Source organism: Haloprofundus halophilus, from assembly GCF_003439925.1.
Classification (GTDB): Archaea; Halobacteriota; Halobacteria; order Halobacteriales; family Haloferacaceae; genus Haloprofundus; species Haloprofundus halophilus.
Genome location: NZ_QQRR01000001.1, coordinates 1,545,924 through 1,566,315, shown reverse-complemented (window position 1 = coordinate 1,566,315; position 20,392 = coordinate 1,545,924). Strand labels below are relative to the sequence as shown.

The following is a 20,392-nucleotide window of genomic DNA, read 5'->3' as shown; positions in this document are numbered from 1 at the left end:
GGCATTAGAATTTAACGAATATCCAATTCTAGAACGTTGGCGGGTGTTTTGCGGTAAGCGACAACGTCTTTATACTGGGTGTGCACGCATAGACTGTCCAGAAACATGACGGACGAAAACGCATCTCCAGACGGGGGGTTGAGCACTGAAGCGCAGGCAGTCATCGACGAGATCGAGTCGGAAAACGTCGACTTCCTCCGCCTCCAGTTCACCGATATTCTCGGTACGGTCAAAAACGTCGCCGTTCCGGCCACGCAGGCCGAGAAGGCGTTCACCGAAGGCATCTACTTCGACGGTTCGAGCATCGAAGGGTTCGTCCGCATCCAGGAGTCCGACATGCGCCTCAAGCCGGACCCCGAAACCTTTGCGATTCTCCCGTGGAGGAAGACGGAGGGCGGCGCGTCGGCCCGCCTCATCTGCGACGTCATCGACACCTCGACGGGCGAACCGTTCGAGGGTGACCCCCGTTACGTCCTCAAGCAGGCGATCGCCCGCGCCGAGGAGATGGGATACGACATCAACGCCGCGCCCGAACCCGAGTTCTTCCTCTTCGAGGAGGACGAGGAGGGCCGCGCGACGAGAAAGACCAACGACGCCGGCGGTTACTTCGACCTCGCGCCGAAAGACCTCGCCTCAGACGTCCGCCGCGACATCATCTACGGCCTCGAATCGATGGGCTTCGAGATCGAAGCCAGCCACCACGAGGTCGCCGAGGGCCAGCACGAGATCAACTTCACCTACGACGACGCGCTGACCACGGCCGACAACGTCGGGACGTTCCGCACGGTCGTTCGCGCCATCGCGGCCGAACACGACCTGCACGCGACGTTCATGCCCAAGCCCATCGCGAAGATCAACGGCTCGGGGATGCACACCCACATCTCGCTGTTCGAAGACGGCGAGAACGCCTTCCACGACGACGACGACGAGTTCGACCTCTCGGAGACCGCGAAGCAGTTCCTCCAGGGTATCCTCGAACACGCGCCCGCCATCACCGCCATCTGCAACCCGACGGTCAACAGCTACAAGCGTCTCGTCCCCGGCTACGAGGCCCCCGTCTACGTCGCCTGGTCCGACCGCAACCGCTCGGCGCTCATCCGCAAACCGGCCGCGCGCGTCCCGGCCGCCTCCCGCATCGAACTCCGCTCGCCCGACCCGTCGTGCAACCCCTACCTTGCGCTCGCCGTGATGATTCACGCGGGTCTCGACGGCATCGAGCAGGAACTCGAAGCGCCCGACCCGGTGAGAGACAACATCTACGAGTTCGACGAGCAGAAGCGCGAGGAGTACGGTATCGAGACGCTTCCGGGCAACCTCGGCGAAGCCGTGGCCGCGCTCGAAGCGGACGAAGACGTTCAGGAAGCGCTCGGCGAACATATTTGCGAGAAGTTCATCGAAGCGAAGACGCAGGAGTACGACGAGTACCGCGTCGACGTCTCCGACTGGGAAGTCGAGCGCTACCTCGAGACGTTCTGAACGGCCGGCTCAGGCCGCCCGAGACGTTTCCCCGCCGCTCTTTTCGCCGCCGAGACGCCCCGACAGCGCCGGCAGCGCGACGAGAATCGAGAGCCCCGTCGCCCCTGCGACGAGCGAGACGACCGGCCCCGGTTCGACGAGATACGCGCTCACCCACGGCAGACCCGACAGCGCGATACCCACGACGGCGACGGGCACCGAGACGGGGTTCGACAGCTGCGAGGCGTCGAGGCGCTGCCACACGACCCCGCCGGCGATGCCCGCACCCAGCGCCGTCGCCATCGGACCGAGTTCGGAAGGGACTCCGCGGAACACCACTACGGCGAGTCCCGCCGCGGCCGCGACTGCGGCGACGCCGAACGCGCGGGCGGGGTCGCCGTCGGCGACTCGGAGCGCCACTGCGAGATAGGCGAGACCGACGGCGACGCCGGCGACGACGTCCACGAGATAGTGGACTCCGAGGACGAGCCTCGCGAGGCAGACGAGGCCGACCAGCGTCCCCGCGACGAGCGTCCGCTTCCGTCGGTTCCACACGTCGAGCACCGCCGCTGCGCCGCCGTAGGCCACGGTCGTCCCGATGGCGTGGCCGCTCGGAAAGCCGAGCCCGTCACCGGTCGCGGCGTTGAGATACACCGTCTCCAGCATCGGCGGTAACCACGGCGGAATCGACGCCGTCCCGGCGTCGGGGGGCCTCGAAAACCCGAACGCCGCCTTGAGCGCGAGCGTCGTCGCCAGCGCACCGACCGAGAGCGCGACCAGGAGCGCCCCGGTCCGACGCGGGTGGCGGGCGATACGCTCGCCGGCGAGCAAGTACAGAAGCCCGAGCGTCGCAAAGAGAAACCACACGTCGCCGAGTTGGGTGACGAGCGCGAACGCGGCGACGAACGGCTCCGGGAGGTTCGAGAGCGTCTCAGTGAATCCCAGTCCACGCATCGGTCGTTGTTGCGGTTCGATTCGCTTAGGAGCGTCGCTTGCGGACCCAGTCGGCTGCTCGACTCGGGACGCCGAGGGCGTTGAGGCCGACGCCGACGACGACGAAGACGACGTAGAGGCCGAGCGTCGACAGGAAGATGATGAGCATCGCCAGCACGGCGACGAGCGGCGCTTCGCCGAGGTAGTAGAACGCGCCGAGCGTCAGCACCGTCCCGTAGAGGAGCACGAGGTACGGCCCCCATCCGCGGGCTTTCCCGCGTCGCATCCGTCCGCGAACGTAGCGTTTCAGTTCCGCTTCGAGTTTCGGCTTGTCGACTGTCCGCTCGTTCACGTCCGACTCGAAGGCGTCGAGTTCCGCCTGTAGCTCCTCGACTTGGCGCGACAGTTCGGCGATGTCGGGCGCGCCGCTCGGTTCTACGTCCTCGTCTCGTCGCGCTTCCGTCTCTCGTCGTGCCTCCTCCTCGGACATGTCGCTTGGTTTCTCCTGTCGGGCCCCTTCCTGTTGTACCTGCCGGTCCGTGAGACGGTTCGAGAGAACGGCATTCACCACCGCGCCGACGAGGATGATGGTGCCGCCGAAGTAGAACCACGTGAGAAGCAGCAAGATACCGCCGAGCAGTCCGCCGACGCCGCTGGAGGCGGCGGCGTAGATGCCGAACACCGCGCCGAGAACCGACCACCCGACGGCGGCGAACACCGTTCCCGGGAGCACCTCTCGGGGGGTGACGCCCACGTCCGGAAAGACGTAGTACAGCGGGAAGAACGCCGCACAGAGCGTCAAGAGCAGCATGACCGGCCCGATGAGGCCGATGTACGGAATCGGCAGCAGGGCGATAACCGCGCTGACGGCGATGACGCCGACGACGCCCGCGCCGATGGCACCGAGGACGATGAGGCCGTCCTTCACCTGGTCGGCGATGCCGCCGGTCTCGGAGCCGTACACCCGCGAGAACGCGGTGTCGACGCCGCGAAACAGCTTGAGCGCCCCCCACGTCGTGAGGAGGAGACTCACGACGCCGAGGCCGCCTTGAGCCGCCTGGTCGGTCATCGCGCTGAGAACCGCGTCCTGCGCCGACGGGACGAGATACTGCTCGGCCAGCGTCATGACTTCGCCTCGCAGCGCTTCGCCGCCGACGAGCCCCGCGAGGACGACCGCGAGCACCAACAGCGGTATCAGCGAGACGAACGCGTAGTAGGAGATGCTCGCCGCCAGAAACGTCACTTCGCGCTCCTGCACCTCCGTTACGACGGCCCGCACGGTACCGAGGTAACCGGAAGACGTGTTGAGAGATGCCGATGACACGTGGCAACGTTCGGTAACAATCTACAAGTAATCGATGGACACTATCAGCCACAGCGAGCGCACCGGAGCGTTGTTACGGTAGCGCGCCAGCGCACCGGAGCGTCAGCGCACCGGAGCGTCAGCGCACCGGAGCGTCAGCGTATCGGAGTCGGCGTCGTCGCCCGCTCCGACACCCCGAGTCGGTTCACTCCGGCCGCGTCGCCTCGCGCATCTCGGCGACGCTCGCGTCCGTCTTGAACGCGGTGCCGCTGTAGTGCGCCTTCGACGCCTCGAAGCCCGCCTCGCGGAGGTCCGAGAGGAACTCGTCCATCGCGTTCGCCGAGCGGTTCCACTGCTTGCAGAGGCGGTGCTGGTCGTAGTGGGTCGGCCGGTCTATCTCCTCGGCGATGGTCGACAGCATCCGCGACGCGCGCTTCTTCGTTCCCATCCCGTCGTCGAGATGCGAGCGAACCGAGCGGGCGAAGTCGCTCTCTGCGGTCTGACCGAGCCATATCGGTCCCGCAGAGAGCAGACGGTTGCTCCCGCAAGCGGGGCACTCCTCCGGCGGATGCGACAACAGGCCGAACTCGTGGGTTCGGCTGAGACAGTCCTCGCAGCTGTGGACGTAGCCCAACTGCTCGACGAGCGCGTCGGCGCTGGTCGCGCGGTGGTCAAGTTCGAGGTACGTCCGCGCGTAGTGTCTCGACACGTGCGAGAGAATCGGCTTCGCGGCGACGTCGTAGCGAGCGGCGGTCCGAATCAGCGCCGACAGGAGGACGCGAAGGCCCATCTCGGCGTGGAAGTCGGTGTTCTGCGGGAGCGTCGAGTACTTCCGAATCCCGCTGTTCTGGTGCGCTCCGCACAGCGGCGCGGTGTCGGTGGCGGTGACGCAGACCATGTTCCGCGCGTTCGACAGCGCCGCGTCGGCGAAGGGGATGGGCGTCCCGAACGGGTCGACGTCGACCACGTCGTACACCTCTCGGTCCCCGTACAGCAGCGCGTTGACGTTCTGTTCGAGTATCTCTCCCTCCAATCCGTTGCGTTCGAGGTTCGACCGCGCGAGTTCGACCGCCTCGGAATCGATGTCCGCGCCGGTGACGCGCCAGCCGTCGGCGGCGGCGCGGACCGCCCGAATCCCGCTGGCCGTCATCGCGTCGAGGTACGTCTCCGCGCGCGGCTCTCGCTCCTCGTACGCGCGTAGCGCCGCTATCGTCACGTCGCGGTTCAGTTCCTGTGTCGGGTTGAAGAACACCCCGTCGCCCGCGCCCTCGCTGGCTCCGTCGCGGGAGTCGGCGACCTCGATGTCGACGCCGCCTTCGCGTATCTGCATACTCGGAGTCGCCCGGCGGCGGCGAAAAGTGGCGCGGTCCGGTTTCGCTTCGCTCGGGTTCGGTCGCTGCCCCGCCCCGTCCCGCCGCCGCCCTGCCGCCGCCCTGCCCCGCCCCGTCCCGCCGCCGCCCTGCCCCGCCGCTGCCCTACCCTGCCGCCGCCCGCACCGAACGCGTTTTGTGGGGCCCCCGAGAATCCGGCGTCGTGAACGACGGCGACGGCGACGACGACTGGCAGGCCGCACTTACCGAGGCCGGAAAGCTCACCGGGCCGGTAGTCGAGACGCTCGTCTCCGCGCACGGGACGCGCGCGACACAGGCCATCGAAGCCGTCTCCGAGCGCCGCGTCAAGCGCTACCGGGACTTCACCGTCGTCGTCGGCTACGCCGAGGAGTACGTCGTCGAGGAGGGAAGCTGCACCTGCAAGGACAGTTCGTACAACCTCGACCCGGACGACCCCGACCAGCGGTGTTGGCACGCGCTCGCCGTCGACATCGCCGACGCGCTGGAACTCGTCGACCACCACGACATGTGGTACTCCGACGTCCGCGAGTTCCTCTGAGCGACCTCCCGGTCAGGAGTTCTCGAACCCTCTGACCTCGAAGTCGGCTCGCTGGCAGTCGGGACAGTCTCTCACTCCGTACGGTCGGAGCGTCCCGTCGTCGCGTTTCTCGCCGGGCAGCGCCCGGTCGCAGTGTTGACAGATGAGCAGTACTTTCTGTGACACGGCTGGTATGTGTGTTGTCGGGGGGTGTCGGCGCGATGCGGCCTCGCGCGGATTCGATTCCTCTCTATCTACTCTCAGACTGCTGACGTTCTCTCGTCGCTTCAATCATACGGTTTACACTTTGTCCGCGTGGGGAGTTCGAAGACGGAACGTTTTCGCACACCGGCGTCGACTACGGACGTATGTCAACCATCGACGAGAAGCGGGTCTACGCCGACAAGAGCGGCAAGACGGAGCTGTTCGTCGCCGCGGCGCTCGGCGTCGTCGCCGTCGACGTCTCCGACGACAGAATCGGTGGGTTCGGCGTCGAACGCCGATGTACGGCGCTCGACGTCGCCGGCGAGGGCGGGCGAATCGCCGTCGCCACCGACGAGGCGACACTCCTCGACGACGGCCGCGGCGAGGGGTTCGAGGAGGTAGGGTTCGGTTCGGCCGTCGCCGTCGGATTCGACGGCGATACGCTGCTCGCCGCCGACGGATCCGGCCGCGTCGCGCGCTGCTCCGTCGCCGCGGCGACCGACCCGGACTCGTGGACCGCCGCGGGAGAGGTCGACAACCCGCGAGCGATAGACGGCGCGCTCGTCGCGGCCGCCGACGGCGTCCACCGCGCCGACGACGGAGGCCTCTCGCACGTCGGACTCGACGACGCGCGCGACGTGTCGGCGGCGGGCGTCCCGCTGGCGGCGACCGGGTCCGGCCTCTACGCGCTCGGAAACGGCTGGATGGACGCGCTCTCGGGGTCGTTCCGCGTCGTCGCCAGCGACGGTCGGCGCGCTCACGCCGTCGGCGACGGTCGCGTCTTCTCGCGCACGGAGGAGAACGAGTGGGAGGCCGTCGACGCGCCGGTCGACGAACGGATCGTCGGCGTGACCCACGGCCCGGCGACGTACGCCGTCACCGAGTCGGGAACGCTACTGCTGGACGCGGGCGACGGCTGGCGCTCGCAGGCGCTCGGCCTCGACGGCATCGCGGGCGTCGCCCACCGGTTCGTCGAGGAGTGAGCGGATCACCGAGAGACCGTCCCACCGCGCGGCGGTAACGAAAACGGGTTTAGGCCGGGACGAGGAGACGCACCTATGATACTGTCCGGTTCCACCTCGCAGGCGCTGTCGGCCGCACTCGCCGCCGAGACGGGCGAGTCGTTGGCCGTCGCGGAGTACGACCGCTTCCCCGACGGCGAACTGCTCGCCTCGGTTCCGACGTTCGACGACAACCGCGCCGTCGTCGTCTGCGCGACCACCTCGTCGGACGCGCACCTCGAACTGCTGCAGCTGCAGGACGCCGCGCGGGAGGCCGGCGCGGCGGAGATCGTTACGGTCGTCCCGTACATGGGGTACAGCCGTCAGGACAGCGCGTTCAAACCCGGACAGCCGGTCTCCGCTCGCGCCGTCGCTCGCGCCATCAGCTCCGGCACCGACCGGGTCGTGCTCGTGACCCCGCACGAGGAGAGCGTCGCCGACTTCTTCGAGGTTCCGTGCGAGTCGGTCGACGCCTCGTCGCTGCTCGCCGACCCCCTCCCCGACGACCTCGACGAGCCGCTGTTTCTCGGTCCGGACGAGAGCGCTCAGGAACTCGCCGAACGCGTCCGCGACGTCTACGGCGCGGGCGACACCGACTACTTCGAGAAGACGCGCGACTACGACACCGGCGAGGTGAGCGTCCGACCGAGCGACGCCTCCGTCGAAAACCGGGACGTAGTGGTCGTCGACGACATCATCGCCACCGGGTCGACGATGAGCGAAGCGGTCGGCGCGCTCGCCGACCGGGGGGCGAACGACGTCTTCGCTACCTGCGTCCACCCGGTGCTCACGGGGAACGCGCGGACGAAGCTCGCCGCCGCGGGAATCGAAGCAGTGTACGGAACCGACACGGTCGAACGAGACGTGAGCGCCGTCAGCGTGGCGCCAGTCGTCGCCGACGCGCTCTGAGCTCGGGAGCTACTCGGTCAGACGAGCGAGCAGCCGTCTCCCGCGCGGAAGCGCTTCGGTGAGTCCCATCAGATACGGACCGAAGTAGAACGCCATCAGTCCGATAACGGCGAGCCACAGCGCCAGTACGGTGTCGCCGGTGGCCATCGTTTCGAGCGCGAGCCGCTCGATGTAGACGCCGAGCGTCGAGAGGGCGGCAGCGCCGCTGGCGAAGAACAACACCGAGAAGAACTCCGGCAGCAGTTCGAGGAGTGATTCGAGCATCTCCCTCCTCTCCGCCCCTCTTCCACCTCACTCTTTCGCTCCCGAGGGGTGGGAGCGAAGCGGGTTTCGGCCGGTCGGTCCGGCGCGAACGCTTATCAACTGCCGACCGTGAACTGGTGGTATGGCTCGCAGTCTCTGGGAGGTGTTTCTCGCTCTCGTCGGACGCGGAGACGACGACTCCGGCGAAGACGAGGACCCCCGGTTCGTCCCGTCGCCGCTGGACCTGTCGGTTCGGACCGCCCACGGAGGACGCGACGACGAGGTCGTACGCGAACTCTCGAAAATCGACGAACAGGCGCGAGAGATAGAAGACCGCCACCGAGGCCGCTGAACGGGACGACGGCGACCACGCCGGATTCGCCGTTCGGCCGACCCGCAGACAACTCCACGTTAGCGTCATGCCGACCCATCCGGACGAATCAGAGAAGAACGTACTCGAACCTGGTTGCGCGCGCTGTCCCGCCCTCGTCGAGTCGCGCACCTGCATCTCGTGGGGGAACGGACCCGCCGACGCCGACGTGGTCGTGGTCGGCGAAGCGCCCGGGGCGGGCGACCCCGACGCCGACACCTGGAAGGGCGGCAACCACACCGGGTTCGCCTACACCTCCAAACACTCCGGCCGTCGCGTTCGGTCGCTGTTCGAGTCGCTCGGCTACGCCGACCGGACGTACTACACGAACGCCGTGAACTGCTTCCCCGAGGGCGAAGACGGGTCGAACCGCGAACCGACGCCCGAGGAGCGCCGCAACTGCCGCGTCCACCTCGAAACCGAACTCGAAGCGGTGTCGCCCGACCTCGTGGTCACGACCGGGAGACACGCGACGGCGACTCTTCTCGCGTTCGACGACGAACGTCTCGACGGCTTCCTCGACCGGGTGTTGGAGCCGTTCGACTCGGAGGCGCTGGACGTCAGGGTGCTGCCGCTCCTGCACCCGTCGTATCAGGAGGTGTGGCTCTCGCGGTTGGGCTACACGGCGGAGGCGTACCGCGACGCAGTCGCCGAGCACCTGCCCTGAGCCGCCGCCGAGGCGACCCGTCTCGCCTCCGTCCGAACTTTCTTGCCGACGGCGAGAGACGCTCACACTATGGCCGACGACTGTATCTTCTGCAAAATCGTCGCGGGCGAGATTCCCGGACGCACCGTCTACGAGACAGACACGGTACTGGCGTTCCTCGACGCCAACCCCCTCGCAGCGGGGCACACGCTCGTCGTCCCCAAGGACCACGCCGAGCGACTCGACGACCTCTCCGACGACGAAGCCGCCGACCTGTTCGCGGCGGTCCACGAACTCACCCCGCGCGTCGAGTCGGCCGTCGACGCCGACGCGGTCACCGTCGGCGTCAACGACGGCAGCGCCGCCGGACAGGAGGTACCGCACGTTCACGTCCACCTCGTGCCGCGCTTCGAGGGCGACGGCGGCGGCCCGATTCACGCCGTCGCGGGCGAGCGACCCGAGCTCTCGGACGAGGAACTCGACGCCATCGCCGACGACATCGCCGGGTGAGTCGGTCGCGCCGTCTCGCGGCGAAACTCGCTTCCGAGTCGAACTGTCCAGAGAACCGTAGATTTTTAGCCGGATGGCGGCACCAACTCGGCGTATGTCTGACACGGTCTCCGCTGCGCTCGTCGGGGCGACCGGCGGCGCGGGGACGACGCGGACGACGCTCGAACTGGCGGCGACGCTCGCAAACGACGGCCGCGACGTCACCATACTCGACGCCGCGTTCGCGACGCAGGGACTCGCTGACTACCTCGACGGCCGACTCGACACCGACATGACGACGCTCTTGGTCGAACCGGAGACGCCGTTAGAGGCCGGACTCGTCGACGTGCCGCTCCCCGACGCCGTCGCCGGACGCGTCGCCTGCGTCCCCGCCAGCGCGCCGTTCGAGCGCTTCGCCCGCGCGAAGACTGCCGAGGCCGCTCGTCGATTCGAGACGCGCGTCACCGAGGCCGCCGACGCCTTCGACCACGTCCTCCTCGACGTGCCGCCGGTCGCCGCCAACCAGTCTATCGCGGCCGCTGACGCTGCCCAACGGGTCGTCACCGTTACACCCGCGACCGACCGCGGCGCGGAGGCGAACCGTCGCATCCGCGACAGACTCGCCGACCTCGGTATCGAGAGCCACGCGACCATCGCCACTCGCGGGCGGTTCGAGGCGGCCGACGCGTTCGTCCCCGCCACCGACGCGTCGTTCCCGGCGTCGCTCGACGCCTCCGGGGAGTTCGCGCCGACGGTCGCTCACGCCGCGGAGGTGGTCGTCGCGACCGAACTCGACCTCGAATTCGAAGAGCAGAGCGTTCTCGCCGGCGTCGACGGCTATCTCCCGTCGTCGCTGCGGCGGTTGACGAAGTAACGACTCAGAAGAACTCGCTCGCGTCGCTCATCGTCTCCGCCAGCGCGTCCCGCTTCGCCACCGTCGCGTTCGTGCCGGGCGTCAGTTCGCCCGCCGTCGCGTCGGCCAACTCCTCGACCGGGTCGTGCGTCTCGACGTACGCCGCGAGCGCGAACTCCGTCTTCGACGCTCCGGTGAGCGTCCGCGCCTCCGTCCGGGGGAGTTCGCCGTCGAGCCAGTCCCGGAGAATCTCCCGTGCCGTCGGACTCAGCGGCGTCACGCCTGACACGCCGCAGCGGTGTAGCGTCTTCGCGGCGGTCATCGGCGCGACGCCCGCCTCGTGTGCGCTCTCGCCAACGCTCGCGCCGCCCGCGTACGCGTCGAACACCGTTGCGGCCGCGTCGGGGTCGCACGGGAGCGCCTCGGCGTGCGCGTCGAACCGCTCTCGGAGGTCGACGCCGGTGTCGTCGACGGTGGGGACGCCCCGCGCGTCCTGCTCGGCGGTCACCTCGATGCCCGCGGCGATGTCAGCCAGTCCCATTCTGGCGGCAGGTGCTTCCCCTCCACACTAAAAGTTATCGACGTAGGAGAGTATTCAATAAAACAGAACGAGAGCGTATCGGTGACCGATACGCTCTTCGAGCCGTCACACTCCGATTCCCGCCGATTTCTCCCGTGTTTAAATACTCCATCGGGACCGAGTTTCGAGTATGAGCAAGACACAAGCGACCGGTTGCCCCGAATGCGACGGCCGACTGCGGAAGGATAGCAGCGAGACCGTGTGCGCGAACTGCGGCCTCGTCGTCGCCGCCGACCACATCGACCACGGCCCCGAGTGGCGGTCGTTCGCCGACGACGAGACGAACCCCGAGCGGACCGGCGCGCCGCTGACGCGTTCGCGACACGACCGCGGCCTCACTACCGAAATCGGCCGGTCGACCCGAGTCAAAGGCCGTAAGCGTCGCCGTCTGACGCGGATGCGTCGACAGCACAACCGCGCGCGCATCTCCTCGAAGCGCGAGCGCAATCAGGTGTACGCGTTCACCGAAATCCGGCGAGTGACCGGCGCGCTGTCGCTACCGGACCGCGTCCGCGACCACGCCTGTTCGCTGTTTCGCTCCGCGCAGAACGAGAACCTGCTTCGCGGACGCTCGCTGGAGGGGTTCTCCTCGGCGTGCGTCTACGCCGCCTGCCGCGTCGCCGGCGTCTCGCGGACCGTCGACGAAGTGCTCGACGTCGCCCGCGCGACGGAGAACGAACACGGCGCGGCGTACGACGCCCTCAACCGCGACCTCGGGCTTCCGGTCGGCCCCATCTCGCCCGCGGAGTACGTCCCCCGGTTCGCGAGCGAGCTCGACCTCGACTCGGCGGTGGAGCGCCGCGCCCGCGAACTCGCCGCCGAGAGCCACGATAGCGGTCTCGCGGCGGGTCGAAATCCCGGCGGCGTCGCCGCCGCCTGTCTCTACACGGCCGCCCGGAAATTCGACGCGCAGGTGACACAACAGGAGGCGGCCGACGTCGCGGGCGTCACGCCCGTCACGCTCCGGAGCACCTACTACGACCTGCGCGACTGACCGAGCCTTTTTCTCTCGACCTCACCGCCTACAGGACCGGTTACAGGCGCGAACCGCGCCCGCGACCTGCCGGAACGCCCCCGCCGCCTCGCTCTCCGGTGCGGCGGCGACGACGGGGCGCTCGCTCTCGACGGATTCGCCGACTCGCGGGTCCGCGCGGACGGTTGCGACGGGCGCGCCCAACGCTCGGCCGACGGCCCGTTCGGGCGCGGCGTCGACGACGCGGTTCAACACGACGCCGGCGAGGCCCGAACCGAGTTCGCGGGCGAGCGCTCTGCTCCGAACCGCGTCGGCGAGCGCGAACGGTTTCGGCGAGGCGACGACGACGCACGCGTCCGCCAGCGCCAGCGGCACTCCCACGTCGGCGCGCATCCCCGCCGGACAGTCCAGAACGACGGTTCCGTACTCGCGTTCGACCGGTTCCAGCGCCGCCGACAGCGACGCGAGGTCCGCCGCCCGCGCGCCGGCCAGCGACCGCCCGCACGCGAGTACGTCGACCGGTCCACCTCGAACCGCTTCGAGCGGGTCGGCGCGTCCCGCCAGCACGTCGTGGAGGTCGGGGCCCCGCTTCGACGGGAGGTCGGCCATCCCGAGGTCGGCGTCGACGACGAGACTCCGTCTCCGCTCGCCACCTTCGTCGAGGGCTGCGGTCAGGTTGTACGCGACCGTCGACTTGCCGACGCCGCCCTTTCCGCCGACGACGGCGAGAATCACGCCAACCTCCCGAGCGCTTCGACCGGAACGTCCGTCGACTCGACCCTGTCGGCAAGTCGCTCGGCGTTCGTCGCAATCGCGCGCAACGCCGCGGCGTCGCGTTCGAGTCGCGCGGGCAGTCGCTCCGCGGCCCCGAGGCCGCCGAGCGTTTCGAGCGTCGTCGTCGCTTCCGCCACGGACGCGCCGGTGAGCGTCTCGGCCCGTCCGATGCGCGCCCGAACTCCGTCGAACCACACGTCGACCGGTTCGGGAACTTCGGCCGGAGTCGCCCGACGCTCCGCTCCGTCGCGGCCAGCGTCCCGTTCCGGACCTCTCCGTTCACGTCCGTCGGTTCCGTGCTCGTCGACTCGGCGCTCGTCGACCCGATGCCCGTCGACCCGGTGCTCGTCGCCGCTCCCGTCGTTCGGTTCGGGAACCGTGACTGCTTCGCGCGGCGGACGTGCGACGCCACACCGTCGCAGAGCCTCTTCGGCCGTCGGCGTCGCGTCTCGACGCTCGGGTCCGTCTACACGACCCGCTTCGACGAGTTCGACCGGCGGTTCGTCGGCGTCTGCCGGGCAGGCGTAGCCGACGGAAGCGGACTCCGTGGCGGGGACGACCGTCTCGTACCCGCTGTCGTCCCATCCGGCCTCCGGCACGCCGGCACGTCGCGGCGGCAACACCGGTCCGGCGAGTCGGTTCTCGACGCGGATACGCTGGTCGACACGCGCGTCGTTGGTCACTCGGACGGTCACGAACGAGATGCCATCGGCGTGGTCGACGCTCCAAGAGAGCTCCATACCCCGGTCTGCCGCGTGACCGTATTTAAACTCGGACGACGGAGGTGTCGAGGGCCTCTGCGGCCGCGTCAGCGTCGTCGAACCGGTCGGCACACAGGACGACGGGCGCGCCGAGGTCGGCGACGCGAACGGCGGCGAGTCGGGCGATTACGGGGTCGCCGCGGAACTCCGCCGGTGTCGCGCCCGGGTCGGCTTCGCCGGGCAGCGACCGCAACGCCGACGCGAACTCGTCGTACACTCCTCCGGCGAGGCGGCGACGGGCCGCACGTGCGAGGTTTGCGGCGCGGTCTTCGAGTCGGAGTCGCCGTTCGCGGGCGTCTCGCGCGGCGGCGGCCTCGCGCTCGGCGCGTTCGAGCGCCTGTTCGGCGGCGATTCGCTCCGTCTCGACTTCGGCGAGTCGCCCGGCCGCCTCCGAGAGCGTCTGCCGGACGCCGTCGACGCTCTCGCCCGCCTCACGACGGGCCTGCAGTCTGCCCCGCAGTTCCGCGACGCGTTCTCGAAGCCGCTCCTCGTCCGCACCCACGCTGGCGACGCGGCGACGAGCCGCAGTCGTCTCGACCGTCGGTACGTCGAGTTCCGCGAGCGTCGCTTCGACACTCGCCCGTTCGTCGTCTTCGGGTGCGGTCTGTCCGCGCGACCGCGCCGCCGCCTCCAGCGAGCGTACGACCGAACTCGTCGGCTCTTCGCGGATGCACCACAGCGTCTCGTACCCCTCGCCCGGTTCCGGGCTCTCTACGACGACGCGGCCGTTCGTATCCCCCGTAGCGGCTTCGTAGACGGCCGTGGGCGCGACGTTCTCCGTTCTGAGGTCGATGGCTCGACCGCTGTACGTCCTCGCGCCGACGCGGACCGTCACGACGCTCACAGCTCTCGGCCGCGCATCCGTTCGGGGTTCGGATAGTCGGTTCCCGCCGCGAACTTCGTGTACGGCGTGCTCGGCGAGTCGCGGGCTTCGTACGCCGTCGCGGCCTCGCGTATATCCGCTTCCACTTCGGCGAACTCGTTGAACGGCTCGGTCCGCGACAGTTGCACGTCACCGCCGTGTTTCGCTCGCAACCGGAGGGCGAGAAACGCGCCCAACTCGGTCGCTTCGAACAGCGCCGCGCGGCCGAACCGCCTGACGACGGTCGCCTCGTGGCTTTGGCAGACGTTCCGGAGCGTCGCTCGCGCGGCCTGTGAGTACGTGACGACCAGCAGCACGAATACAGCTGTAACCGTTCTAAAATTAAAATCTTCGGAGTTATCGACACCTGACGCGTCGCCCGTCGTCGCGGAGTTCGACGACGGCGTCACAGAGCGAGGCGATGGTCTCGACGGTCTGTTCGTCGTGCGCGCCGGGGTCCATGTGGAAGTGTGCGACGGCGTCGACGGCGTACAGCCGGCCGGTGAGGACGTGGAGGAACTCGTAGGCCGTCTGGAGTTCGACGTACTGTAGCATCGCCGTCAGCGAGTCGACGCAGACGACGGTCCGGTTGCCGTTGTCCCGCCAGCGACTCAGCTGTTCGGTGATACTAATGCCGAGCCCCGTGAGGTCGTTGGGGTTGGCGACGGTTTTGACACCCGTGTCGAGTTGCTTTTCGTCCGCTCCCGCCGTGGCAGGCGCGCCAACGGAGCGCGTCGAATCGCCGACGCTGACGACGCCGACGTTCGCCGGCGGATGCTCGCTGTGGGTTCGCCACCGGCGCAGTTGCGCGTCCGGAGACTTGGTGTACGACACCCACAGCGCGTTCTTGTCGGCGTCGTCGGGGTGCAGCAACTCGATACACGCGTCGCTCTCGCCTTCGTCGAGCGACGGGGACAGGAGGAGCACGCTCGACGCTCCGTCGAACACGCTCTCCACGGCTGTCTCCTCACTTGTCACGACTGAGTGTCTCCCTCACGTTGTCCTTTTGATGTATCGCTGCAACAGACTAAAGTGTTTGCACATCGGTCCCACGTCTCCCTTCTCGTTCGTCGCATCCCCCGGAGAACGTCCGAACCGCCCTCGACGGTCAGTTCGTCTCGACGACCTCGAACGTGAGACCGCCCTCGTCGTCGAGCAGCGACCGAATCCGTTCTTCGGCTTCACGTTCGGAGTCGGCGACGACGACGAGACCGTCGGCGCGGTCGTCGCCCCGTGCGCGATACGCCGAGAGGCCGTCGACCTCGAACTCGGTCGCGTACGTCCGCAAGACGGCGACGACGCGGCGCTCGGCGCTCTCGAGGTCCGCCTCACCCTCCTCGAACGCCCGAAGCGCCTCCTCGACGTTCCGGAGTGCGGAGATTCGGTCCATCTTACGTCGTTCGGAGGTGGCCCTGCGTCGGTTCGTACAGTTCGCCTTTCCGTTTGAGTCCCTCTATCTCCTGTTCGGCCTTCTGCTCGCTGATACCGAGTTTCTCCTCTGCCTCTTCGAGGATGACCTCGACCGGTGCGCCGCCGTCGTACTCGCCCTCGATGTCGCCGATGAGTTTCCGGAGGTTCATCTTCCGGTCGCGCTGGGTTTTCGACTGACCCGTCTCGACGACGTCGGCGTCGAACTGTCCCGTCTCGGGGTCGACGCCGATGTCCTGCAGCGTCGACCGCGCGAGGTCGACCGCGCGTTCGGCGTCCTCCGCGTCGACCGTATCGGACAGTCGGATTCGCGCACTCGCCTCGGCGAGGCGGACGAGCGCCTCCAGTTTCCGGGCGGTGACCGGGACGGGGGCGTCCTCGTCGGCCCCCTTCGCGCGCAGGTCGACGTAGAACTCCCGGATCGTCGCCATCGCCTCGTCGGTCATCGTCGGGAAGCAGTTGCGTTTGGCGTACGCGATGTACTTCCGCAGCAGGTCCGCCTCGATGGCCGGCGCCACCTCCTCGGTGACCGCGTCGACCTCCTTCTGGGTGAAGTTCGACGTCGTGAGGTTCGTCCGCTGGGTGTTCAACTCGCCCGCGTAGTTCGTCTGCAGGATGTGGTCGGCGAGTTTACCGTCGTGGTCGGGGTCGGGCTGGTCGGTGACGGTGAAGATGAGGTCGAACCGGGAGATGAGCGCCGGTTCGAGGTTTATCTGCTCGCCGATGGGTTCGTACTGGTCGAACCGACCGTATTTGGGGTTCGCCGCGCCGAGCAGCGAACATCTGGATTTGAGCGTCGCGTTGATGCCCGCCTTCGACACCGAAATCTTCTGCTGTTCGAGCGCCTCGTGCATCGCAGAGCGGTCCTCCGGCCGCATCTTGTCCAGTTCGTCCACGGCCGCGATGCCTTTGTCGGCGAGCACGAGCGCACCGGCTTCGAGCGACCACTGCTGGCCGTCGCCGAAGTCGTCGCGGACGGCGGCGGCGGTCAGACCCGCCGAGGACGAACCTTTACCGGAGGTGTAGACAGACCTCGGCGCGATGTTTTGGATGTACGAGAGCATCTGCGATTTGCCGGTACCGGGGTCGCCTATCAGGAGCATGTGGAGGTCGCCGCGGATACGAGAGCCGTCGGGTAGGTGCTTCGTGACGCCCGAAAAGAGCTGGAGGATCATCGCGAGTTTCTCCTTCTCGTAGCCGTAGATGGCGGGCGCGACGGAGGCGACCATCTCGTCGTAGATGTCCGGGTGCGTCGAGAGCTCGACGATCTCCTCCTTGTCCTCGTCGGTGATGTCCATGTCCTCGAACTCCTCGTCCTCGATGGTCACCGAGACGCCGTCCATGTAGAGGTCGAAGATGGGCGACTTCTCCTGGCCGTTCTTCATCTGCTCGATGTGGAGCACCCCGACTACCGTGACGTGGTCGCCGGCGGTCACTCTCCCCGTGATGTCGTCTTCGACGTTGATGTCGATGCTCTGGGGCGTCTCGCCGCCGCGGAGGCCCTCGGGGCTCTCCTGGACGCGGAGTTTCTGGGAGTCGATGAACTCCGACTGGTCGAAGCTGACCATGAACGGCCCCTGTCGTTCGCAGCCCTGGCACTCGTGCGGTTCCTGGAAACTGCCGTCGGACTGCGGGATGTACGCCATCGTTCCGCAGCGCTGGCACTCGAACGCCGCCTGCGTCACTTTCGGCCGGACGTCGGTCGCTTTACGAACGATGCCCTGGATGCTCACCATCTTCCCGACGTGGTCGTCGTGGACGCGGATGCCGCGAATCGCGATGCTCTCGGGGAGGTTGTCGAGGCGGACGTGCGCCTGTCCGAGACTGACGTCCGCGGGGAGGTCGTAGAGGCGGAGGGCCTCCTCGGCGTACTCCCGCATCTGCTCGGGGTGCGACTGGTAGTCGTCGGCGAGGTCCGGGTCGAAGCGATAGAGGTCGTCGTAGTCGATGAAGAGCGAGCGCTGCTCGTTGGGGTAGTTCTGGGCGAGCTGCCCGATGCGGTCCCGGTAGTAGTTGCGGTAGAACTGCATGAACCGCTCGGTCAACTCCTGATTCGATGCCTGCGCCATTGACACACGCTTAGTTCCTCTCCGTGTAAGAAGTATCGCCTCGGGGTGGAAGTGATGCTCGCCCGACCGACGGCCGAATTCGATAGGGTACGTAAAACTACGACACCGTCGCCTCCCGGGTCACGTGACTGGGACGAACGACGGGCGCTACCGACTGCGCGGCGTAGACGCCCGAATTCGGTCGTTGGCCATTTCCCTTCGGCGGCTCTTGGGACGCCCGCTCACCCGAGACAGTCGATTGCCTCGCGCAGCGCTCGCAATTCCGGGGCGGAGCGGAGCGACGGATTCGCGTCGACGATTCAACACGTCGTACCGCGACGAGTGAAGCGAGTCGCGGCCTTTTTGGTCCACCGTCAGAGCTTTGCTCTGACGAGCCTTCGCTTACTCCGTTCGCGAAGACAGATTTTTGCGAGGAGTGGTGCGCCGGAGGCGCACCCGACGAAGTAAAAAGGTGGAGTGGGACCACCCGGATTCGAACCAGAGCGAGACGTGCTCGCTCACTGTGTTCGCTGTGCGCGACTCGCAGGGTTCGAATCCGGTGCCCCATTCGACGCGAGTCGGAGTCCCTCGCACACGCCTCGCTGACGCTCGGCGGCGCTCGGTGTGTGACTCGCGTCAGAAGTGGGACCACCCGGATTCGAACCGGGGTCACGGGCACCCAAGGCCCGAAGTATACCAGGCTAACCCATGGTCCCGCGTCAGTACTAAATCGACATCCAATGTAAAGCGTTTCGTTCCACGCTTCCCGTCGCTCACCCCGTGACGGGGAAGAACACCGTGATACCGAGCGTCGTGACGACGGCGAACAGCAACTGCAGCGGCGCGCCCACCCGGAGGTAGTCCGTGAACTTGTAGCCGCCGGGGCCGTAGACGAAGAGGTTCGTCTGGTAGCCGACGGGCGTCATGAACGCCGTCGACGCCGCGAACGTCACCGCGATGACGAACGAGAGCGGATTCGCCCCGATCTGGGTCGCCGCCTCCACCGCCACGGGGACCATCAGCACCACGCTCGCGTTGTTCGAGATAACGTTCGTCAAGAGCGCCGTGACGACGTAGAACAGCGCGAGGACGCCCAACATGGGCAACGCGGCGGCGCTGGCGACGACGAAGTCGGCGAGCAACTGGTCCGCCCCCGTCTCCTGCATGGCGACGCCGAGCGGGATGACGCCCGCCAGGAGGAAGATGACGTCCCACTGGACGGCCTCGTATATCTCGGTCGGCTTCAGACAGCGCGTCGCGACCATCGCCAGCGCTCCCGCCAGCGCCGAGACGACGATGGGAATCGGCGCGAGCGCCGCGACGGCGACGACGAGCGCGACGATACCGACGGCGACCGGAATCTTCGACTCGCGGAAGTCGCGGCGCTCTACCTCCTGGGCGACGATGAAGTCGCGGTTGCGGTCGAGGCGTTCGACGCTCTCGGTCGACGCCTGCACGAGCAGCGTGTCGCCGACCTGTAGCGCCACGTCGTCCATCCGTCGGCGGATGAGTTCGCCGCCGCGCCGCAGCGCCAACACGGTGGCGTCGTAGCGCTGACGAAAGCCGATAGAGGAGAGCGACTCGCCGACGAGCGCAGACTGCGGGGCGACGACGACTTCGACGAGGTTCTGTCCGCCCTCGCCGGCCTCCAGCGTCTCCTCGTCGACGCGGACCGGCACGAGGTCCAGCCCCTCCACGTCCAACAGCTCGATCAAGGTGTCGCGGTCGGTCCGAACGGCGAACACGTCGCCCGCCTGTATCTCCTTCGGGCCGAGCGGTTCGAGGAACACGTCGCCGTCGCGAATCAACTGGAGCAGGTCGACGTCGAGTGCGGTTTCGACCAGTGCGTCCTGTACTCGCTGGCCGACGAGCGGGGAGTCCTCCCGGACGAGCACCTCGGTCAGGTACTCGGCCATCTCGAACTCCTCGGTGAGGTCGGACTGCGGTCTGATGCGCGCGGGTGTGAGATACCGACCGACCGTGAGCAGGTACGCGGTTCCGACGAGCGTCACGACGACTCCCAACCCCGTGAACTCGAACATCGAGAACGGCTCGTAGCCGAGACGGTCGAAGATATCGCTGGCGAGGATGTTCGTCGACGTGCCGATGAGCGTGAGCGTCCCGCCGAACATCGACGCGTACGACAACGGCAACAGCAGTTTCGACGGCGAGTTCCGACCGCGCTCGGCGAGGTCGGTCACCATCGGGAGGAGAATCGCCACGGCCGCCGTGTTGTTGATGAAGCCCGAGATGGGGGCGACGACGCCGATGACGGCACCTAGCTGGCGACTCTCGCTCTCGCGGGTGACCGCCGCGATTTTCGCGCCGAGTATCTGGACGACGCCGGTCCGTTGGACGCCGTCGCTGAGGATGAACATCGCCAGTACGGTGAGCGTCGCCTGACTCGCGAAGCCCGACAGCCCCTGTTCGACCGAAATCATCACCAGTGGTGCGGCCAGCAGTCCGACCGACGCGAGCGCCTCCGTCACCGGTTGCACGAGCATCAGCGTCACCATCACCCCGAGCGCGGTGATATCGACCGGGACGGGCTCCGTCGCGAAGAGTACGAGCGCAGCGAGGATGACGAGAGAGACGAAGACGATGCCCGGTGTTATCGCTGCCACGCGCGGCCAGAGGGTCCGCGCTGGCAAAAGAGTGAGGTGTTCGCAATGCGGTGCGGCGGTCGGCCGT

Annotated in this window: 23 protein-coding genes and 1 tRNA gene; 9 read left to right on the top strand and 15 right to left on the bottom strand. The window is 67.7% G+C overall.

Annotated elements, in window-relative coordinates:
• The first annotated feature begins 105 nt into the window (after positions 1–105).
• A complete protein-coding gene (gene glnA, locus DV709_RS07880; RefSeq protein ID WP_117593411.1) occupies positions 106–1,476 on the top strand; it encodes a type I glutamate--ammonia ligase in 1,371 nt (456 codons plus the stop codon).
• 9 nt (positions 1,477–1,485) lie between these two features.
• Here the strand turns inward: glnA and DV709_RS07875 are convergent, their stop codons facing one another.
• From DV709_RS07875 to DV709_RS07865, 3 genes are all read right to left on the bottom strand, one after another.
• The gene (locus tag DV709_RS07875; protein ID WP_117593409.1) at positions 1,486–2,409 is read right to left on the bottom strand and encodes a phosphatase PAP2 family protein; all 924 of its coding nucleotides are present in this window, start codon (positions 2,407–2,409) and stop codon (positions 1,486–1,488) included.
• Between the two features lie 25 nt (positions 2,410–2,434).
• Positions 2,435–3,667 carry a YihY/virulence factor BrkB family protein gene (locus DV709_RS07870; RefSeq protein ID WP_232819707.1) on the bottom strand — a complete coding sequence of 411 codons (1,233 nt, stop codon included), beginning with the start codon at positions 3,665–3,667 and terminating at the stop codon, positions 2,435–2,437.
• 229 nt (positions 3,668–3,896) lie between these two features.
• On the bottom strand, positions 3,897–5,021 hold the full coding sequence (locus tag DV709_RS07865) for a tRNA (guanine(26)-N(2))-dimethyltransferase (RefSeq protein WP_117593405.1): 1,125 nt from the start codon (positions 5,019–5,021) through the stop codon (positions 3,897–3,899).
• Between the two features lie 203 nt (positions 5,022–5,224).
• On the opposite strand from DV709_RS07865, the gene DV709_RS07860 reads away from it, so the two are divergent.
• The gene (locus DV709_RS07860) at positions 5,225–5,581 is read left to right on the top strand and encodes a hypothetical protein (protein WP_117593403.1); all 357 of its coding nucleotides are present in this window, start codon (positions 5,225–5,227) and stop codon (positions 5,579–5,581) included.
• A 12-nt stretch (positions 5,582–5,593) separates the two neighbouring features.
• On the opposite strand, the gene DV709_RS17695 is transcribed toward DV709_RS07860, so the two are convergent.
• Positions 5,594–5,746 carry a hypothetical protein gene (locus tag DV709_RS17695; protein ID WP_157972685.1) on the bottom strand — a complete coding sequence of 51 codons (153 nt, stop codon included), beginning with the start codon at positions 5,744–5,746 and terminating at the stop codon, positions 5,594–5,596.
• Positions 5,747–5,928: 182 nt separating this feature from the next.
• On the opposite strand from DV709_RS17695, the gene DV709_RS07855 reads away from it, so the two are divergent.
• Positions 5,929–6,747 carry an HVO_0234 family beta-propeller protein gene (locus DV709_RS07855; RefSeq protein WP_117593401.1) on the top strand — a complete coding sequence of 273 codons (819 nt, stop codon included), beginning with the start codon at positions 5,929–5,931 and terminating at the stop codon, positions 6,745–6,747.
• A 75-nt stretch (positions 6,748–6,822) separates the two neighbouring features.
• Positions 6,823–7,674 (top strand): ribose-phosphate diphosphokinase, encoded by an 852-nt coding sequence (gene prs / locus DV709_RS07850; RefSeq protein ID WP_117593399.1) that lies wholly within the window; start codon positions 6,823–6,825, stop codon positions 7,672–7,674.
• Positions 7,675–7,683: 9 nt separating this feature from the next.
• Here the strand turns inward: prs and DV709_RS07845 are convergent, their stop codons facing one another.
• The gene (locus tag DV709_RS07845) at positions 7,684–7,938 is read right to left on the bottom strand and encodes a hypothetical protein (protein ID WP_117593397.1); all 255 of its coding nucleotides are present in this window, start codon (positions 7,936–7,938) and stop codon (positions 7,684–7,686) included.
• 121 nt (positions 7,939–8,059) lie between these two features.
• On the opposite strand from DV709_RS07845, the gene DV709_RS07840 reads away from it, so the two are divergent.
• The 4 genes from DV709_RS07840 (at position 8,060) to DV709_RS07825 (ending at position 10,296) form a co-directional block, all read left to right on the top strand.
• On the top strand, positions 8,060–8,269 hold the full coding sequence (locus tag DV709_RS07840; protein ID WP_117593395.1) for a hypothetical protein: 210 nt from the start codon (positions 8,060–8,062) through the stop codon (positions 8,267–8,269).
• Between the two features lie 67 nt (positions 8,270–8,336).
• Positions 8,337–8,954: a uracil-DNA glycosylase gene (locus DV709_RS07835; RefSeq protein WP_117593393.1), complete on the top strand. Its 618-nt coding sequence runs from the start codon at positions 8,337–8,339 to the stop codon at positions 8,952–8,954.
• 69 nt (positions 8,955–9,023) lie between these two features.
• Positions 9,024–9,443, top strand: a complete 420-nt coding sequence (locus DV709_RS07830) for an HIT family protein (protein WP_117593391.1) — start codon at positions 9,024–9,026, stop codon at positions 9,441–9,443.
• Between the two features lie 94 nt (positions 9,444–9,537).
• On the top strand, positions 9,538–10,296 hold the full coding sequence (locus DV709_RS07825) for a MinD/ParA family ATP-binding protein (RefSeq protein ID WP_117593389.1): 759 nt from the start codon (positions 9,538–9,540) through the stop codon (positions 10,294–10,296).
• Between the two features lie 4 nt (positions 10,297–10,300).
• Here the strand turns inward: DV709_RS07825 and DV709_RS07820 are convergent, their stop codons facing one another.
• On the bottom strand, positions 10,301–10,816 hold the full coding sequence (locus DV709_RS07820) for a DUF7858 family protein (protein ID WP_117593387.1): 516 nt from the start codon (positions 10,814–10,816) through the stop codon (positions 10,301–10,303).
• A gap of 169 nt (positions 10,817–10,985) precedes the next feature.
• Here DV709_RS07820 and DV709_RS07815 point away from each other — a divergent pair, with 169 nt between their 5' ends.
• Entirely contained in the window at positions 10,986–11,849 is an 864-nt protein-coding gene (locus DV709_RS07815) for a transcription initiation factor IIB (protein ID WP_117593385.1), read from the top strand.
• 21 nt (positions 11,850–11,870) lie between these two features.
• On the opposite strand, the gene DV709_RS07810 is transcribed toward DV709_RS07815, so the two are convergent.
• The 9 genes from DV709_RS07810 to DV709_RS07770 all read right to left on the bottom strand — a co-directional run bounded on the left by DV709_RS07810 (position 11,871) and on the right by DV709_RS07770 (position 20,325).
• Positions 11,871–12,563, bottom strand: a complete 693-nt coding sequence (locus DV709_RS07810; RefSeq protein WP_117593383.1) for a MinD/ParA family ATP-binding protein — start codon at positions 12,561–12,563, stop codon at positions 11,871–11,873.
• Positions 12,560–13,342, bottom strand: coding sequence for a DUF7857 domain-containing protein (locus DV709_RS07805; RefSeq protein ID WP_117593381.1), 783 nt, complete (start codon positions 13,340–13,342; stop codon positions 12,560–12,562). The genes DV709_RS07810 and DV709_RS07805 overlap by 4 nt, the downstream gene beginning before the upstream one ends.
• Positions 13,343–13,367: 25 nt before the next feature.
• Complete coding sequence (locus tag DV709_RS07800) at positions 13,368–14,207, bottom strand: DUF7856 family protein (protein ID WP_117593379.1); 840 nt, start codon at positions 14,205–14,207, stop codon at positions 13,368–13,370.
• A complete protein-coding gene (locus DV709_RS07795) occupies positions 14,204–14,542 on the bottom strand; it encodes a DUF7855 family protein (RefSeq protein ID WP_117593377.1) in 339 nt (112 codons plus the stop codon). Before DV709_RS07795 ends, DV709_RS07800 begins: the two co-directional genes overlap by 4 nt.
• 40 nt (positions 14,543–14,582) lie before the next feature.
• Entirely contained in the window at positions 14,583–15,203 is a 621-nt protein-coding gene (locus tag DV709_RS07790; protein ID WP_198665664.1) for a DUF7504 family protein, read from the bottom strand.
• 130 nt (positions 15,204–15,333) lie between these two features.
• Positions 15,334–15,615: a DUF7854 family protein gene (locus tag DV709_RS07785; protein ID WP_117593375.1), complete on the bottom strand. Its 282-nt coding sequence runs from the start codon at positions 15,613–15,615 to the stop codon at positions 15,334–15,336.
• A 1-nt stretch (position 15,616) separates the two neighbouring features.
• Positions 15,617–17,722 carry a minichromosome maintenance protein MCM gene (locus tag DV709_RS07780; protein ID WP_117593373.1) on the bottom strand — a complete coding sequence of 702 codons (2,106 nt, stop codon included), beginning with the start codon at positions 17,720–17,722 and terminating at the stop codon, positions 15,617–15,619.
• A gap of 622 nt (positions 17,723–18,344) precedes the next feature.
• A tRNA-Pro gene (locus DV709_RS07775) sits at positions 18,345–18,417 on the bottom strand.
• A gap of 57 nt (positions 18,418–18,474) precedes the next feature.
• Entirely contained in the window at positions 18,475–20,325 is a 1,851-nt protein-coding gene (locus DV709_RS07770; protein WP_198665663.1) for an SLC13 family permease, read from the bottom strand.
• Positions 20,326–20,392: the final 67 nt, after the last annotated feature.